At 41.4% G+C, this 17,028-nt stretch carries 15 protein-coding genes and 1 tRNA gene; all 16 read left to right on the plus strand.

Annotation, left to right across the window (positions count from 1 at the left end; translation table 11 throughout):
• Positions 1 to 161 precede the first annotated feature (161 nt).
• The 16 genes from purE to argS all read left to right on the plus strand — a co-directional run bounded on the left by purE (position 162) and on the right by argS (position 16,667).
• The gene (gene purE / locus CPS94_RS02100; RefSeq protein WP_407936379.1) at positions 162 to 599 is read left to right on the plus strand and encodes a 5-(carboxyamino)imidazole ribonucleotide mutase; all 438 of its coding nucleotides are present in this window, start codon (positions 162 to 164) and stop codon (positions 597 to 599) included.
• A complete protein-coding gene (gene purK, locus CPS94_RS02105; RefSeq protein ID WP_112195416.1) occupies positions 562 to 1,719 on the plus strand; it encodes a 5-(carboxyamino)imidazole ribonucleotide synthase in 1,158 nt (385 codons plus the stop codon). The genes purE and purK overlap by 38 nt, the downstream gene beginning before the upstream one ends.
• Before the next feature lie 23 nt (positions 1,720 to 1,742).
• Entirely contained in the window at positions 1,743 to 3,038 is a 1,296-nt protein-coding gene (purB, locus tag CPS94_RS02110; RefSeq protein ID WP_004048171.1) for an adenylosuccinate lyase, read from the plus strand.
• Positions 3,039 to 3,386: 348 nt separating this feature from the next.
• Positions 3,387 to 4,106: a phosphoribosylaminoimidazolesuccinocarboxamide synthase gene (purC, locus tag CPS94_RS02115; RefSeq protein ID WP_004048170.1), complete on the plus strand. Its 720-nt coding sequence runs from the start codon at positions 3,387 to 3,389 to the stop codon at positions 4,104 to 4,106.
• Entirely contained in the window at positions 4,106 to 4,354 is a 249-nt protein-coding gene (gene purS / locus CPS94_RS02120; RefSeq protein WP_004048169.1) for a phosphoribosylformylglycinamidine synthase subunit PurS, read from the plus strand. Before purC ends, purS begins: the two co-directional genes overlap by 1 nt.
• A complete protein-coding gene (gene purQ / locus CPS94_RS02125) occupies positions 4,354 to 5,037 on the plus strand; it encodes a phosphoribosylformylglycinamidine synthase subunit PurQ (RefSeq protein ID WP_112195413.1) in 684 nt (227 codons plus the stop codon). Before purS ends, purQ begins: the two co-directional genes overlap by 1 nt.
• Positions 5,037 to 7,262, plus strand: a complete 2,226-nt coding sequence (gene purL / locus CPS94_RS02130) for a phosphoribosylformylglycinamidine synthase subunit PurL (RefSeq protein ID WP_112195411.1) — start codon at positions 5,037 to 5,039, stop codon at positions 7,260 to 7,262. The genes purQ and purL overlap by 1 nt, the downstream gene beginning before the upstream one ends.
• A complete protein-coding gene (gene purF, locus CPS94_RS02135; protein WP_112195409.1) occupies positions 7,238 to 8,692 on the plus strand; it encodes an amidophosphoribosyltransferase in 1,455 nt (484 codons plus the stop codon). The genes purL and purF overlap by 25 nt, the downstream gene beginning before the upstream one ends.
• A complete protein-coding gene (gene purM / locus CPS94_RS02140) occupies positions 8,689 to 9,729 on the plus strand; it encodes a phosphoribosylformylglycinamidine cyclo-ligase (protein WP_112195407.1) in 1,041 nt (346 codons plus the stop codon). Before purF ends, purM begins: the two co-directional genes overlap by 4 nt.
• 11 nt (positions 9,730 to 9,740) lie before the next feature.
• Positions 9,741 to 10,319 carry a phosphoribosylglycinamide formyltransferase gene (purN, locus tag CPS94_RS02145; protein ID WP_112195405.1) on the plus strand — a complete coding sequence of 193 codons (579 nt, stop codon included), beginning with the start codon at positions 9,741 to 9,743 and terminating at the stop codon, positions 10,317 to 10,319.
• Between the two features lie 2 nt (positions 10,320 to 10,321).
• Complete coding sequence (purH, locus tag CPS94_RS02150; protein WP_112195403.1) at positions 10,322 to 11,860, plus strand: bifunctional phosphoribosylaminoimidazolecarboxamide formyltransferase/IMP cyclohydrolase; 1,539 nt, start codon at positions 10,322 to 10,324, stop codon at positions 11,858 to 11,860.
• Positions 11,861 to 11,880: 20 nt separating this feature from the next.
• Positions 11,881 to 13,176: a phosphoribosylamine--glycine ligase gene (gene purD, locus CPS94_RS02155; RefSeq protein WP_112195401.1), complete on the plus strand. Its 1,296-nt coding sequence runs from the start codon at positions 11,881 to 11,883 to the stop codon at positions 13,174 to 13,176.
• Positions 13,177 to 13,339: 163 nt separating this feature from the next.
• Positions 13,340 to 14,227, plus strand: a complete 888-nt coding sequence (locus CPS94_RS02160) for a LysR family transcriptional regulator (RefSeq protein WP_112195399.1) — start codon at positions 13,340 to 13,342, stop codon at positions 14,225 to 14,227.
• 129 nt (positions 14,228 to 14,356) lie between these two features.
• Positions 14,357 to 14,566: a hypothetical protein gene (locus CPS94_RS02165; protein WP_004048157.1), complete on the plus strand. Its 210-nt coding sequence runs from the start codon at positions 14,357 to 14,359 to the stop codon at positions 14,564 to 14,566.
• Between the two features lie 57 nt (positions 14,567 to 14,623).
• Positions 14,624 to 14,694 (plus strand) — tRNA-Gly (locus CPS94_RS02170).
• A gap of 275 nt (positions 14,695 to 14,969) precedes the next feature.
• Positions 14,970 to 16,667: an arginine--tRNA ligase gene (gene argS / locus CPS94_RS02175; protein ID WP_112195397.1), complete on the plus strand. Its 1,698-nt coding sequence runs from the start codon at positions 14,970 to 14,972 to the stop codon at positions 16,665 to 16,667.
• Positions 16,668 to 17,028 lie beyond the last annotated feature (361 nt).

Consider the following 17,028-nt stretch of genomic DNA (forward strand, 5'->3'; position numbering starts at 1 on the left):
GTAGTGGTGTCCCCCAAGCTTTTGAGTTTGAAAATAACCAAGAAAGGATATGCTATATCGCTTTCGGTCGTGTTTTATGCGATCCCACATAGATATGGCGGGCGCTTAGATTGAGTAATCGAATTAGTATTGTGATGGGCAGCTATTCTGATTGGGAGACCATGAAAAATACAGCTGCTGTTTTAGATGAATTTGGTGTAAAATATGATAAGGCTGTGATCTCGGCTCATCGTATGCCCGAAGAAATGATGGCCTTTGCTAAAGACGCTGTAGATAATGGGATCGAAGTGATCATTGCGGGGGCTGGTGGTGCGGCCCATCTGCCGGGAATGGTCGCTGCTAATACTGTTTTACCAGTCATTGGTGTTCCAGTTCAGTCACGATCCTTAAATGGCTTAGATTCGTTATTATCGATCGTTCAGATGCCAGCGGGGGTTCCAGTCGCAACGACTGCGATCGGCGTAGCAGGCGCTAAAAATGCTGCTCTATTGGCACTGCAGATCCTGGGTGTTACCGATAAGACGATCCAAAAAGATCTCCTTGCTTATCGACAGGAAATGCATGATAAAGCTGTGGAAAGCGGTGATCTTCTTGGCTGATACAGCGCAACTCAAACAAGGGCAAACGATCGGGATCATCGGTGGTGGTCAATTGGGGCAAATGCTAGTTTTATCGGCTAAAGCGATGGGGCTAAAGACGATCATTTTAGATCCTGATGCCACTTGTCCAGCTGGACAGGCAGCTGATGCCCAGATAGTGGCGCCATATGATGATCTTTTGGCTTTAGAAGAATTAGCAAAGCGATCTGATGTTTTGACTTATGAGTTTGAAAATGTCGATCTAGCAGCTTTAGAGCATTTAACAGATGCTAAATTATTGCCACAAGGGACAAAATTGCTGCAGATAACTAAGAATCGCTTAGCCGAAAAAGCTTTCTTACATGAGCATGGTTTAAAGACAGCTCCATTTAGAGCAGTCAATACAAGGGCAGAGCTTGAGCAAGCAGTAGCTCAATTAGGTTTTCCAAGTATTTTAAAGACTTGTGAAGGAGGCTATGACGGTAAAGCTCAGTTTACGCTCAAAGAAGAGGCTGATCTTGATGTTGCCAGCGAATTACTAGCACAAGGTCCATGTATCTTAGAGGGCTTTGTGAATTTTTCTTTGGAATGTTCTGTTATGGTCGCACGGAATGCTAAAGGAGAAGTAACTGTCTTTCCAGTCAGTGAAAATGTTCATCGTGACCATATCTTGCATGAAAGCATCATACCAGCCCGGATCACTTCAAAGGAACATAAAAAAGCACAGACCATTGCAATAAAGATCGCTCAAAGTTTAAATTTACGGGGGATCTTAGGTGTGGAACTTTTTGTAGAGCCTAACGGTGAGATCTACGTCAATGAACTAGCGCCACGTCCGCATAATTCAGGACATTATTCGATCGAAGCCTGCAACTTCTCGCAATTTGATATACATAATCGGGCAGTCATGAATTGGCCTTTGCCTAAGATCGAATTGTTGAAACCGGCTATCATGGTCAATATTTTAGGGCAACATAAGGCTTTAAGTGAAGACTTGATCGCCCGAAAGCCACAATGGCATTTCCATGACTATGGCAAAAAAGATGTTAGAGTAGATCGTAAGATGGGGCATATTACGATCTTGACTGACGATCTAGAACAGACTTTAGCTGAGATCAAAGCAACTCAAGTTTGGGATTAAACACAATCAAAGGAGAATCATTAATGATTTCACGTTATACACGGCCTGAAATGGCTGCAATTTGGACAGATGAGAAAAAATTTGAATGTTGGTTAGCGGTTGAATTGGCTGCTGATGAAGCATGGGCTAAATTAGGACATATTCCAGCCGAAGATGTCGAAAAATTAAAGCAAAATGCTAAATTTGACGTTGACCGCATTCAAGAGATCGAAGCGGTGACCCACCATGATGTGATCGCATTTACACGTAATGTATCTGAATCATTAGGGGAAGAAAAAAAATGGGTCCACTATGGTTTGACCAGCACAGACGTGGTCGATACAGCTTATGGTTATCAATTAAAGCAAGCTAACGATATCATCCGAAAAGACCTTAAAGATTTTACTCAGATCGTAGCTGATAAAGCACGAGAACATAAAAATACAGTGATGATGGGGCGGACTCACGGTGTTCATGCTGAACCAACAACATTTGGTGCTAAGTTAGCTCGTTGGTATTCAGAAATGAAACGTAATATCGAACGTTTTGATCGTGCTGCTAAAGGTGTTGAAGCAGGCAAGATCAGTGGTGCGGTCGGAACATATGCTAATATCGATCCTTTTGTTGAAGAATACGTCTGTGAAAAATTAGGGATCCGTGCACAAGAAGTGTCGAGTCAAGTCTTGCCACGTGATCTGCATGCTGATTACATGGCATCTTTAGCTTTGATCGCTACAAGCTTGGAAGAATTTGCAACTGAGATCCGTGGTTTACAAAAATCAGAGACACGTGAAGTCGAAGAATATTTTGCTAAAGGGCAAAAAGGTTCATCTGCAATGCCACATAAGCGTAACCCGATCGGCTCAGAAAATATTTGTGGTTTAGCTCGTGTTTGCCGTGGTCATATGGTCACAGCTTATGAAAATGTTGCTTTATGGCATGAACGTGATATTTCTCATTCTTCAGCAGAACGCATCATTTTACCAGATACAACGATCTTGATCGATTACATGTTGAATCGCTTTGGTCGGATCGTGAAGAATTTGACGGTTTTCCCAGAAAACATGAAGCGCAACATGGATAAGACATTTGGCTTGATCTACAGTGGACGGGTCTTGCTGAAGTTGATCGATACTGGTATGAGCCGTGAAGAAGCTTATGACCTTGTGCAACCATATACAGCTAAAGCTTGGGATGGACAAACACAGTTCCGCCCATTGCTTGAAAGTGATGCAACGATCATGAGTCGTTTATCCAAAGAAGATCTTGACGATGCGTTCGATTATCATTGGCATTTGAAACATATTGATGATATTTTTAAACGTGTTGGTTTAGAATAGCACCTATAATATAAATTTAAGATTTAAAAAGCCTTGATCTGTGTGATCAAGGCTTTTTTATAAACAACATAAAATTTACAGTGTAGTGGCCGACCTTAGTTAGTTAAAAAACGGTATCCAAAGGAAAGTTCGTGTTTTGATGTACCTTTATATTGAAATACGAACTTTATTTGAGTTATTTTATATATTTAAGTTTATATTTTTAAAATTTTAACAATGAATATTCGGTGTTTTTTGTTGACGTGATAGAAGGAGTTTGTTATCTTATAGATGTGAATTGTCGAATTATATTTGTTGCATGTTGTTTTAAAGTTCGTTTTTTAAAGTTAAAGGAGCAAAAATATAGCCATGGGTGAAGTAATTTATACAGGAAAAGCAAAACAAATGTGGAGTACAGATGATCCCGAGGTCTTGCGGGTCGTTTATATGGATCAGGCAACTGCTTTGAATGGTAAGAAAAAAGACCAGATCAAAGGTAAAGGACAGATCAATAATGAGATCTCGACATTGGTCTTTGAATATTTGGCTGAGCAAGGGATCAAGACCCACTTCATCAAAAAGTTATCCCCGACAGAAGAATTGGTACATAAAGTTGAGATCATTCCACTCGAAGCGGTGACACGTAATGTAGCCACAGGGCACTTTGTCACACGCTTTGGCGTTAAAGATGGTCAGGTGTTTAAGACACCAGTTGAAGAAACATACTACAAAAGTGATGCTTTAGATGATCCTTTTATCAACGAATCACAGACTTTAGCTCTGGGCTTAGCGACCAAAGCTGAACTCACAGAGATCTGGGAGCTTTCGCGTAAGACAAATCAATTGCTAACAGCGTTATTTGCTAAAGCTGATCTGACTTTAGTGGACTTCAAGCTTGAATTTGGGCGTTTAAGTGACGGTACTTTAGTTTTAGCCGATGAATTTTCACCTGATAATTGCCGGCTTTGGGACAAAAAAACTAAGGCTCATATGGACAAAGATGTTTATCGACAAGATCTAGGTGAGTTGACCCCGGTTTATGAAGAAGTTTTAGCCCGCTTACAACAAGCTTTAGAGGAGGAAAAGTAATGACTGACGTAAGAATCTATGTGACTTATAAGGAATCCGTCTTTGATCCCCAAGGTGATACGATCAAACAAGCGATCCATGCATTAGGTCATGATGAAGTCAAAGATGTTAAGGTAGGTAAATTCTTTGATGTGACTCTTGATCCAAGTAAAAAAGATATTGAGACTGCAGTTAAAGAAGTAGCTGAAGAATTACTGGTCAATTTTAATCTTGAAACTTATCACTATGAGATCATGGAGGAAGCCTAATGAAGATCGCAGTTGTTGTTTTTCCAGGATCCAATTGTGATATCGATCTCTACGAAGCTTTGCACACAGTTTTAGATGCAGACGTAGAGTATGTTTCACATAAATGTGAAGATATGAGCGCTTTTGATGCTGTAATGTTACCCGGTGGTTTTTCTTATGGGGATTACTTGCGTTGTGGTGCGATCGCGCGTTTTTCAAAAGTCATGCCTGAGATCGTAAAAATGGCCAAAGCAGGTAAACCAGTCTTTGGAACTTGTAATGGTTTCCAGATCTTGACTGAAGCTGGTTTGTTGCCAGGCGCATTGAAACAAAATGATAGTTTGAAATTTGTTTGCAAGACAGTACCTTTGAGAGTCGAAAATACTAAAACGCCATTTACACATCAATATCAGCAAGATGAAGTGATCAAGTTACCGATCGCACATGCTGATGGCAGTTACTTTGCTGACGAAGCTACTTTGTCTGAACTAGAAGCTAATGGACAAGTTGTTTTCCGTTATGCGGGAGAAAATCCCAATGGTAGTTTGCATGATATTGCGGGGATCTGCAATAAGCAAGGAAATGTTTTGGGGATGATGCCACACCCAGAACGAGCAGTAGAAGCTTTATTAGGCAATGAAGATGGCTTACGTGTCTTCAAATCATTATTGGAAAATGGCACAGTTAAAACGGAGGAAAGCTAATGGCTGAAATGACACCAGAAGAGATTAAAACCAAAAAACCATATCTTGAATGGGGTTTGACGCAAAAAGAATACGATTATATCTGTGATGAATTGCTCCAGCGCTTACCAAACTATACGGAAACAGGGCTGTTTTCGGTCATGTGGAGCGAGCATTGTTCTTATAAAAAGTCTAAGCCAGTTTTGCGCTTATTTCCTACCAAAAATGAACGTGTTTTACAAGGACCAGGGGAAGGTGCCGGGATCGTTGATATTGGTGATGGCTTAGCGGTAGTTTTTAAAGCTGAAAGTCATAATCATCCTTCTGCTGTTGAACCCTACGAAGGTGCAGCCACTGGGGTCGGTGGGATCTTGCGCGATATTTTTAGTATGGGTGCGCGCCCCGTTGCCTCACTTGACTCATTACATTTTGGTGAATTGACAGATGCGCGGACCAAGTACTTAGTCAATGGCGTTGTGGCCGGGATCGGCGGTTATGGCAACTGTATGGGGATCCCAACTGTTGGCGGTGAGATGACATTTGATGAATGTTATCGTGGCAACTGTTTGGTTAATGCGATGAGTGTCGGTTTGATGGAACAAAAAGACATGCAAAAAGGACGTGCGGCTGGTGTTGGGAATGCGGTGATCTATGTTGGGGCTAAGACTGGACGTGATGGGATCCACGGTGCGACTTTTGCCTCAAGTGATTTCAGTGACGAAAAAGAGACGCAACGTTCGGCTGTTCAGGTCGGTAATCCATTTATGGAAAAATTACTCATGGAAGCTTGTTTGAAATTGACCCATGACCATAAAGATTGGTTGGTCGGGATCCAAGATATGGGAGCAGCAGGGATCGCTTCATCTTCGTGTGAGATGGCCTCAAAGGCAAATAGCGGATTAGTTTTAGAGTTAGATAAAGTGCCACAACGTGAAAGTGAAATGTCTGCTTATGAGATCATGTTATCTGAATCCCAAGAACGGATGTTACTTTGTGTGCATAAAGGTTATGAAGAAAAGGTCATCAACTTGTTCAAAGATTTTGAGCTTGAAGCGGTTGTGATCGGGCGCGTAACAGATGATGGCCAATATCTTTTGAAACATCATGGTCAAGTAGTTTGTGATATTCCAGTCAAAACGTTAACGGATGACGTTTTAGAAGAACCAAGCCAAGAAAAAGTACCCAAACGTTTGCTAAAAGCTAAAGAAATGCCCCAATGGGTCCCAACGATCACCGAGCCTAAACAAACTTTACTCGAGTTGTTGCAACAACCAACGATCGCTTCAAAAGAAATGTTTACACAGACTTATGATTCACAAGTACGCACGAGCACAGTCTTAGGACCAGGAAGCGATGCAGGTGTGATCCGAGTTCGAAAAACAAATAAAGCTTTAGCGATGACAACAGATGGTAATGGGCGTTTTATCTATTTAGATCCAAAGATCGGTGGGCAAATGGCAGTCGCTGAAGCCTGTGCCAATATTATCTCTAGTGGTGCTTTGCCGCTAGCGATGACAGATTGTTTGAATTATGGTGATCCCAATGATCCTGAGATCTACTATGAATTACATCATTCTGTTGCGGGGATGGCCCAAGCCTGTGAAGTCTTTGATACGCCAGTTATCTCAGGTAACGTATCTTTATATAATGAAACCAATGGTGAAGCGATCTACGGAACTCCGATGGTCGGTATGGTCGGGTTGATCGAAGATGTTACGCGTATCATCCCTTCGACTGTAAAAAATGCGGGTGATGCATTGTATTTAGTTGGTCCAAAGACAAAAGCTGACTTTTCGGGTAGTGAAATCCAAAAGATGCAGACGGGTAAGATCTTTGGGACGCTAAATGAATTAGATCTGTCTAATTTAAATAAGGTAATGAAACAACTTTTAACAGCCATGCAAACTGGCTTGGTCACAAGCAGTCATGATGCTAGTGAAGGTGGTTTAGGTGTCTGTTTAGCTGAAACATTATTTAACAGTGAGCTAGGGGCTAAAGTAACGCTAAACTTGAGTAGTTCAGAATTCTTTAGTGAAACGCCAGGTCGTTTTATCGTCAGTGTTCCGCAAAATAAGCGCACTGAATTTGAGAAAACTTTAGGGACAGCGCAAAGTTTTTTAGGTGAAGTAGATAGTGTGCCTAAGTTAGCTGTGACCTTAACTGATGCAGAATTTGAAGTTGAAGTAAGCGAAGCACAAAAATTATGGGAGGAAGCGATACCGTGCCTTATGAAATCAAAGGATTAAACGAAGAATGTGGTGTATTTGGTGTTTTTGATACTAAAAAGGCCAATCAACTGACATATTTTGGTTTACACAGTCTACAACATCGCGGTCAAGAAGGTGCGGGGATCGTCTCAAGTGATGGTACCAAACTCAAGCAATTCAGAAATAAGGGTCTATTGGCTGAAGTCTTTGCTAATGAAGCTGATCTGGATAGTTTAGACGGGAACGCTGCGATCGGGCATGTTCGCTATGCAACTAGTGGTAATGATTCGATCAATAATCTCCAGCCTTTTTTATTCAACTTTTATGATGATGAAGTTGCATTGGCACACAACGGTAATTTGACTAACGCTAAAAGCCTCAGACATCAATTGGAAAAAGCTGGCTCTGTTTTTCACTCTAATTCTGATACTGAGATCTTGATCCATTTGATCAGGCAAAAGCGAGATCTGGATTTTATTGATGCCTTAAAAGCAAGCTTAAATGAGGTCAAAGGTGGCTTTGCCTTTCTTTTGTTGCAAAAGGATCGCTTGATCGCAGCTTTAGATCCCAATGGCTTTCGGCCGTTATGCATCGGACAACTTAAAAATAAAGCTTATGTCGTTGCAAGCGAGACCTGTGCTTTGGATATGATCGGCGCTAAATTCGTCCGAGATGTTAACCCAGGTGAATTGATCATTATCGATAAAGACGGTCTGCATATCGATACTTATACTGATGCCACTAAATTGGCAGTTTGTTCAATGGAATATATTTATTTTGCGCGACCAGATTCGATCATCCACGGTGTTAATGTGCATACTGCTCGTAAACGGATGGGGCGTTTGTTGGCAAAAGAACAACCAGTTGATGCTGATATCGTGATCGGCGTTCCCAATTCATCTTTATCAGCAGCTTCGGGTTTTGCCGAAGAAGCTGGATTACCATATGAAATGGGCTTGATCAAGAGTCAATATGTGGCTAGAACTTTTATCCAGCCGACCCAAGAGTTACGTGAGCGGGGGGTAAAATTAAAGCTCTCAGCTGTTCGGGGGGTCGTGGAAGGTAAAAAAGTTGCGATCATTGATGATTCGATCGTGCGGGGGACGACTTCAAAGCAGATCGTTAAACTTTTAAAAGAGGCGGGCGCTAAGGAAGTACATATGCGGATCGCCTCACCACCATTACGTTTTCCATGTTTTTATGGGATCGATATTTCAACTAGAGCAGAATTGATCGCAGCTGATCACAGTGTTCAAGAGATCTGTGAGTTGATCGGTGCTGATTCACTGGGATTTTTGAGTACGGAAAGTTTGATCAAGGCGATCGATATCCCTAGTGGTAGAAAGGTTGAAAATGGTGGCCTAACAGTCGCTTATTTTGATGGCAAATATCCGACGCCACTGTATGATTATGAAGCTGATTATTTAGCCTCACTCAAGCAACAAGAAGAAAGGAATTTTTTGCGATGAGTCGTTATCAAGAAGCTGGTGTTGACGTTAATGCTGGTTATGAAATGGTCAAAAAGATCAAACAAGATGTTGCTTCGACTGCACGTTTAGGGATGCTAGGTAGTCTAGGAAGTTTTGGTGGGATGTTTGATCTGAGTGTTTTAGATCTAAAGCATCCGGTTTTAGTTTCAGGAACTGATGGTGTAGGGACGAAATTGATGATCGCTCAGGCATTAGATAAGCATGACACGATCGGGATCGATTGCGTAGCGATGTGTGTCAATGACATTTTAGCTCAAGGGGCTGAACCGTTATATTTTTTAGATTACATCGCTACTGGAAAAAATGATCCGACTAAGATGGCACAGATCGTTTCTGGTGTAGCAGAAGGCTGTCGCCAAGCCGGGGCAGCTTTGATCGGGGGCGAAACAGCTGAAATGCCTGATATGTATGCTCCAACTGAATATGATCTGGCTGGTTTTGCTGTCGGAGCGGTCGAAAAGAGTAAACTTTTGGATGAAACTCACCCTAAAGCAGGGATGAAATTGATCGGTCTGCCTTCAAGTGGTCTACACTCTAATGGTTTTTCATTAGTTAGACAGATCTTATTCAAAGATCATCAGCTAGACTTGGACGATCGCCCAGCAGAACTTTTAGGCAAAAGTGTTGGCGAAGTGTTATTAGAGCCTACTCGGATCTATGTCAAAGCTGTTTTACCATTGATCAAACAGGGCTTGATAAGTGGTGTTAGTCATATCACAGGCGGTGGTCTGCTCGAAAACTTACCGCGCATGTTTGAAGATGGGTTGCAGGCACGATTGGATTATGCTTCATGGGATAAGCCTGTGATCTTTGGGTATTTGAGAGATCTAGGTGAGTTAAAGCAAGCTGATTTATTAGAGACTTTCAACTTAGGGATCGGATTAGTTTTAGCCGTTGCGCCGCAGAATGTTCCAGCGGTCAAAGACTTATTACAGCAGGCTGCTGAGCCGTTTTACGAGATCGGAGAACTGGTAAAACGGCCTGAAAATGCAGCTAAGATCGAGATCGATTTTTAAGGGGGGATTTGATGCGCACAGCAATTTTTGCTTCGGGTAGCGGTTCAAATTTTGAAGTTTTAGCCCAAAAATTTCAAGCCGGTGAATTTAAGGCTGAGCTGGTGCTATTATTTAGTGACCATCCGGACGCTTTTGTGATCAAACGTGCCCAGAAACTAAAGGTCCCCTACGAGACTTTTACCGTCAAAGAATGTGGGGACAAAGTTTCATATGAAAAACGTATTATGGAGACCTTAAAGAAGTATCGGATCGATTTTATCATCTTAGCGGGTTATATGCGTGTTTTAGGTGAAAAGATCGTCTTAGCCTATGATAAACGGATCGTTAATCTACACCCAGCATATTTGCCTGAATACCAAGGGCTACATGCGATCGAACGTGCTTTTAGCGATCATCAAACGCAAGGCAAAAGTCAGACCGGCGTGACGATCCATTATGTCGATACTGGCTTAGATACGGGGCCAGCGATCTTACAAAAGCATGTCCCGATCTATCCAGATGACACGTTAGAAACGCTCGAGCAGCGGATCCATGCGTGTGAACATGAATTGTATCCTCAAGCACTAAAGCAGATATTTAAAGGAGAATAAGCGTGAAAAGAGCATTGATCAGTCTTTCAGATAAAAGTGGTATCGTTGAATTCGCCCAAGGATTAGTCGCAAATGATTTTGAGATCATTTCGACAGGGGGCACCCAAAAAATGTTAGAAGAAGCTGGGATCAAGACCCTGGCGGTAGAAGAAGTAACTAATTTTCCTGAGATCTTAGATGGTCGGGTCAAGACGTTGAATCCATATATCCATGGTGGTCTTTTAGGTAGACGTGACTTATCCGAGCATGTTGCAACAATGGAAAAATTAGCGATCAGACCGATCGATCTAGTATGTGTCAACTTATATCCTTTCAAAGAAACGATCACCGATCCTAGCAAGGATTTTGCAGATGCGATCGAAAATATCGATATCGGTGGCCCAAGTATGTTGCGTTCAGCCGCTAAAAACTTCAATGATGTGACGGTGGTCGTAGATAAAGCTGATTATGAGAAAGTTTTAGCAGAATTGAACAATGAAGGTAATACGACTTTAGCAACACGTAAAAAATTAGCGGCTAAAGCTTTTGAACATACAGCGAGCTATGATGCGATGATCGCACATTACTTTGCTGAGCAATTACATGAAGTTGCACCAGAGAAGTTGACGCTGACTTATGAATTAGAATCAAAAATGCGCTATGGCGAAAATTCGCATCAACCGGCTTGGTTCTATCGGGATGCTTTGCCTAAAAAATATGCGATCACTTCCGCTAAGCAATTAAATGGTAAGCAATTATCCTATAACAATATCAAGGATGCCGATGCTGCACTGCGGATCGCACGCGAATTTGAAGGACCAACAGTGGTCGCTTTAAAACATATGAATCCATGTGGGATCGGACAAGCAGACAACTTGGAAAAAGCTTGGGATCTAGCTTATGCGGCCGATCCGATCTCGATCTTTGGTGGTATTATCGTGTTGAATCGTCCAGTCGATGTCAAAACGGCTGAAAAAATGCATAAGCTCTTCTTAGAGATCATTATCGCACCTAGTTTTGAGCCTGCTGCTCTAGAAGTTTTGAAGCAAAAGAAGAATTTACGTTTATTAGAGTTAGATTTTAGTGCTAAAGATGAGACGCCAGCTTTTGAAACGGTTTCTGTTATGGGAGGCTTGTTGGTCCAAGAACAAGATATGACGTTAGAAGATCTCGCCGATTGGACTGTTGTTACGAAAAAAGCGCCAACTAAAGCACAAGAAAAAGCATTATTACTTGCTTTAAAGGCGGTCAAGCATACTAAATCTAATGCGATCGTAGTAGCTAATACTGAACGTACATTAGGGATCGGAGCTGGTCAACCTAATCGGATCGACTCGACCAAGATCGCAGTGGGCCATGCTAAAGAATTTATTGATGCTGAAACAGTTTTGGCCTCAGATGCCTTTTTCCCAATGGATGACTGTGTTGAATATGCGGCTAAAAATGGGATCAAGGCGATCATTCAACCGGGCGGGTCGATCCGCGATGAAGATTCGATCAAAATGGCTGATAAGTATGGCATCGCAATGTTGACTACGGGTATCAGACACTTTAGACACTGATAGGCGAGGGTGAAACGCAAATGAAAGATGATTTAAAGTTGTTAGTTGTTGGTTCTGGCGGACGTGAACATGCGATCGCTAAAAAATTATTAGCTAGTTCACATGTTAGTCAAGTTTATTGTGCCCCAGGTAATCCGGGAATGACAGTGGATGGGATCATACCAGTTGCGATCTCTGAACTCGATTTTTTGGCACTTAAAGGTTTTTGTTATGAAGAAAAGATCGCCTGGACTTTTGTAGGGCCCGAAAATGCATTAGTCGCTGGGATCGTGGATTCATTTGAAGCAGATGGTCTAAAGATATTTGGTCCAGCTAAGACAGCAGCTCAGTTGGAAGGTTCAAAAGACTTTGCGATGCGCTTTATGAATAAGTATGCTGTTCCAACGGCAAAATTTGCCACTTTTTCTGACTCGGCTTCAGCGATCGAAGGGCTAGCAGAATTTAGTGAACCCGTCGTGATCAAAGCAGATGGATTAGCAGCTGGTAAGGGGGTCGTGATCGCCCAAACAAAAGACCAGGCTAGAGAAGAGATCGCGTTGATGTTTAAAAAAGGGCAAAAGCGCCTCGTACTCTCAGAATTTTTGTCTGGAGCAGAATACTCACTCTTTGTTGCGGTAGGTCGTAAAGACTACCGGATACTTCCAATGGCTCAAGACCATAAGCGAGCCTTTGATTTTGATAAAGGTTTGAATACTGGCGGGATGGGGGCGTATAGTCCATTACCACAATTGCCAGAAACAGATTATCAGCGGATGTTACATGAAGTTGTTGAACCAACGATCGCTGGCTTGCGTCAAGAGAAGTTTGATTACTGTGGGATCTTATATATCGGGTTGATCATGACTGAGCAAGGTCCTAAAGTCATTGAATACAATGTGCGTTTAGGCGATCCTGAGACGCAGGTCGTCTTACCCCGGATCACATCTGACTTTGCGCAGTTGATCGACTGTGCCCTTAATGGTGACGCCTTGCCAGCGATCGAAGTAACAGCTAAAGCTTGCTTAGGTGTAGTCGTAGCGGCTGCTGGCTATCCTGGTGAGTATCTCAAAGGGCAAGCTTTGCCCGGATTGCAAGCAACAGATGAGATCAAGGTCGATTATGCTAATGTCAGTGAAAAGGTAGAGCGATTTGTGGGCAATGGTGGTCGTTTACTGTGTGTTTTAGCGCTAGAAGACGACCTTCAGTTGGCACAAGCGAAGGTATATAGTTATTTGGCTCAACATGAATTTGTGGATTGCTATTATCGACACGATATCGGGGCTAAAGCTACAGGAAAGTTTGCTGGAGTTACTGGAAAACTCGAAAATTTGAGCTAGGATAAAACGTGTGAGATAATTTTGGTCATCATGATGCATAGCGTTGTGGTGGCCTTTTGTTGTTCATTATCTATGAAGGACAATAAAAACTTTTTTGACTTGTCTTATATTTTGAGAAATGGTATTTTTAGGGAGAAATAATTTGGACAAGGTAGGAAACTAGATGAGTAATTTTATGTATCAAGCATTCAGTGAAGTCGCTAAGCAAAAAGCTTTTGTAACGGCAGCTAAAGTATTGAATGTGACACCATCAGCGATCAGTCATTCGATCAATGGCCTAGAAAAAGAGCTGGGTTTTGCACTATTTTTCCGTAATCGCAATGGAGTTCAATTGACCTCTGCTGGGGAAAAGATCTTACCGATCGTCCGTGAACTATTGAATACTGAAGATAAGTTATTAGAAGAAGCCGCTCGGATCAACGGGCTGGATCAGGGACGATTGCGGATCGGGGCTTTTAGTAGTGTCTGTATCAATTGGCTTCCTGATATGATCAATACCTTCAAGAAGAATTATCCCGAGATCGAAGTTTCGGTCTGGCAGGGGAACTTTAATGAAGTTATCCAACAGATCAAATTAGGTGAGCTCGATATTGGCTTTTCCGCTCTACCGATCAAAGAGAATCTGGAAGTTTTACCGTTATATCGAGATGAGATCTACTGTGTTGCGCCTGAAGGATTTACACCACAAGATAAAAAAGCTGTTGTGGCTAGTGATGTGGCGGATAAACCGTTTATTCTCCAAGAGATCGATTATGATCGCAATACTAAAGAAGCCTTGGATGATTATAATGTTTCTGTCAATTCGATCCAGTACAGTATCGATGATGCCTCGATCATTGCAATGGTCGAATCAGGACTGGGGTTTGGGATCTTACCAGAATTAGCTCTACAAAAACTTTCAGGTAATGTCGTGCAGTATCCCTTTGCCAAGCGACATTTTCGGACAATTGCTCTAGTGACGCATAATAAAGCCCAGCAAACACCTTCGACACGGGCTTTTATCCGAGTCATTATGGACTATTTAACAAAGCGTTATGGTGGTTTAGTGTAACTGATCATAGTAAGAATTGTTAAAAATTTTAAATAAAGTCGAATTTATGGACTAAGGTACTTGCATATAGCATTAAAGTTTGTTAATATTCATAGGACATTGCCAGGCAAAGTAGGTGAATATTAATCAATGGAAACAAAATTAAAAGTTGGCGACAAAGTGACATGTGATAAGTTTGCTTCATTGACACATGATTTTGTCGGTGCGATCGAAAAGATCTATGAAAATTCTGCAGTTGTTGAGATCTTAGAACATCATAAAGATGATACCGTAGTTGTGAGCGATTTCCATAATCGTGCTGTAGTAGCTTTAGATCACATGAAAAAGAAAACGGCATAAAAATTCAAAAAAAAGATGACAAACGAAGATAAGGGTGCTATAATTATCTTTGTTGTTGCGGGTGTAGTTTAGTGGTAAAATCCCAGCTTCCCAAGCTGATGTCGCGAGTTCGATTCTCGTCACCCGCTTCAAAGAGCATCTTTGGTCTCGGCCGGAGATGTTTTTTATTTAAGTTAAGAAAACTCGATGATAGAAGAAAAGTAACCTGTGGCAGCGTTAAGCGAGTCTGGGAGGGTGGAAGCCAGATCGTGTAAACAGGTGAAGCGCGCTTTTTAGAGTACAAGTGAATATTTGAGTGGATATTGATCAAATAGAGTGGTACCGCGGGAATTTCTCGTCTCTTGCAAAGTGTTATTTAACGCTATGCAAGAGACGTTTTTATTTTTAAAGGAGGATATTAGTGATGAAGGACTACAAACAATTAGTGGCTCAAGCAGTATATGCAGCAGTTGATGGCCAGTTAAGTGAAGAAGCGATCGTTGAAAAGATCGAACAACCAAAAGACCTTAAGTTAGGGGACTATGCTTTTCCAGCATTCGTGTTGGCTAAGGTCTTGCGTAAAGCACCACAAATGATCGCACAAGAATTGGTCGAAAAGATCGATACGACTAATTTTGAAAAAGTTGAAGCTGTCGGACCTTACGTAAACTTTTTTCTAGATAAAGCAGCTTTCAGTGAAGATGTTTTACATGATGTTTTGACTAAACAAGAACATTTTGGCGATGCAACGACTGGAAATGGTCGTCAAGTTCCGATCGATATGTCTTCACCTAATATCGCTAAACCAATGTCGATGGGCCACTTACGTTCGACTGTGATCGGTAACTCAATCGCACTTTTAATGGAAAAATCTGGTTACAAACCGGTCAAGATCAACCACTTAGGTGACTGGGGCACACAATTTGGTAAATTGATGCGCGCTTATGAACTTTGGGGAAGTGAAGAAGAAGTTAAAAATGATCCGATCAACTCCTTATTAGGCTATTACGTACGTTTCCACAAAGAAGACGTTGAAAATCCTCAATTAGATGATGAAGCTCGTGATTGGTTCAAGCGTTTAGAGGATGGGGATGAAGAAGCGACTCGTCTTTGGAAATGGTTTAGAGAAGAATCACTTAAAGCTTTCACAACTGTCTATGACCGTCTAGGGATCGAATTTGATTCTTACAACGGTGAAGCTTTCTACAACGATAAGATGGATGAAGTCGTCGAGATCTTAGAAGATAAGGGATTATTAAAAGAAAGTCAAGGAGCTCAGATCGTGGATCTTGAAAAGTATAACTTGAATCCTGCTTTGATCAAAAAGACTGACGGGGCTACCCTTTACATTACACGTGACTTAGCAGCAGCAATGTATCGTAAACGGACTTATGATTTTGCGCAATCCTTGTACGTCGTTGGGAACGAACAATCAAATCACTTCAAACAATTGAAGGCAGTCTTAAAAGAAATGGGTTATGATTGGTCCGATGATATCCATCACATTCCATTTGGCTTGATCACACAAGGGGGTAAGAAACTCTCTACACGTTCAGGACGTGTCATCTTGTTAGAAAAAGTTTTGGATGATGCGGTTGCTTTGGCTAAAGAGCAGATCGAAACTAAAAATCCTAATTTAGCCAACAAAGATCAAGTGGCTGAAGAAGTCGGTGTTGGTGCCGTAGTCTTCCATGACCTTAAGAATGAACGTTTGAATAACTTTGACTTTGACCTAGAAGAAGTCGTTCGTTTTGAAGGTGAGACTGGACCTTATGTTCAATATTCACATGCAAGAGCAATGAGTATTTTGCGTAAAGCGGGTGTGACTGAGATCGATCCGGCTAAAGCATATGCAGTAACAGATGAAAATGCTTGGGAAACTTTGCGCCTATTAGGTGAATTCCCAGAAACTGTCGCTCGAGCAGTCGCGGAATACGAACCATCTGTGATCGCTAAGTATGCGATCCATTTGGCAAAAGCCTTCAACAAGTACTACGCACATTCTAAGATCTTAGTAGAAGATGACCAATTAGAAGCGCGCTTGGCTTTAGTAGCTAGTGTAGCTGATGTTTTGAAAGAAGCCTTACGTCTTTTAGGTGTAGCGGCACCAGATGAAATGTAAAAATATACTACTAAATAAGACTTGAAAAGCTAAAAAACAGAGGCTGTGACCTAAGTAGTGTCGTTGTTCTTACCTCTACAAATCTTTGAAAAATGGTATGTTTAGAGATAAAGAAAGATATCTTCAAAATTTCAATGTTTGGAATTTGGAGATGTCTTTTTACTTATGTCGCAGCTTCCGGCGTTTATTATTCTTTTGCTATCTTGAAGAAAATGGTTTTAAATTTTATTTAACAAAAATCAAACTTACTCTGTGACAATATAACCAAAATATAATTCATTATTAAGCTAGGATGGAGAAATTATAGATGATTTCAAAAAATAACTATAAACTTTAAGCCTGTAAATTGAAATCTGAGCGC

Origin of the sequence: Ligilactobacillus murinus (genome assembly GCF_003288115.1) — a bacterium.
In the GTDB taxonomy this organism is placed as follows: Bacteria; Bacillota; Bacilli; order Lactobacillales; family Lactobacillaceae; genus Ligilactobacillus; species Ligilactobacillus murinus.

Excerpts from the sequence above, each read along its gene's own strand:
- purE (WP_407936379.1), top strand. The coding sequence starts at position 162 with ATGAAAAATACAGCTGCTGTTTTAGATGAATTTGGTGTAAAATATGAT.
- purK (WP_112195416.1), top strand. The coding sequence starts at position 562 with ATGATAAAGCTGTGGAAAGCGGTGATCTTCTTGGCTGATACAGCGCAA.
- purB (WP_004048171.1), top strand. The coding sequence starts at position 1,743 with ATGATTTCACGTTATACACGGCCTGAAATGGCTGCAATTTGGACAGAT.
- purC (WP_004048170.1), top strand. The coding sequence starts at position 3,387 with ATGGGTGAAGTAATTTATACAGGAAAAGCAAAACAAATGTGGAGTACA.
- purS (WP_004048169.1), top strand. The coding sequence starts at position 4,106 with ATGACTGACGTAAGAATCTATGTGACTTATAAGGAATCCGTCTTTGAT.
- purQ (WP_112195413.1), top strand. The coding sequence starts at position 4,354 with ATGAAGATCGCAGTTGTTGTTTTTCCAGGATCCAATTGTGATATCGAT.
- purL (WP_112195411.1), top strand. The coding sequence starts at position 5,037 with ATGGCTGAAATGACACCAGAAGAGATTAAAACCAAAAAACCATATCTT.
- purM (WP_112195407.1), top strand. The coding sequence starts at position 8,689 with ATGAGTCGTTATCAAGAAGCTGGTGTTGACGTTAATGCTGGTTATGAA.
- purN (WP_112195405.1), top strand. The coding sequence starts at position 9,741 with ATGCGCACAGCAATTTTTGCTTCGGGTAGCGGTTCAAATTTTGAAGTT.
- purD (WP_112195401.1), top strand. The coding sequence starts at position 11,881 with ATGAAAGATGATTTAAAGTTGTTAGTTGTTGGTTCTGGCGGACGTGAA.
- CPS94_RS02160 (WP_112195399.1), top strand. The coding sequence starts at position 13,340 with ATGAGTAATTTTATGTATCAAGCATTCAGTGAAGTCGCTAAGCAAAAA.
- CPS94_RS02165 (WP_004048157.1), top strand. The coding sequence starts at position 14,357 with ATGGAAACAAAATTAAAAGTTGGCGACAAAGTGACATGTGATAAGTTT.
- argS (WP_112195397.1), top strand. The coding sequence starts at position 14,970 with ATGAAGGACTACAAACAATTAGTGGCTCAAGCAGTATATGCAGCAGTT.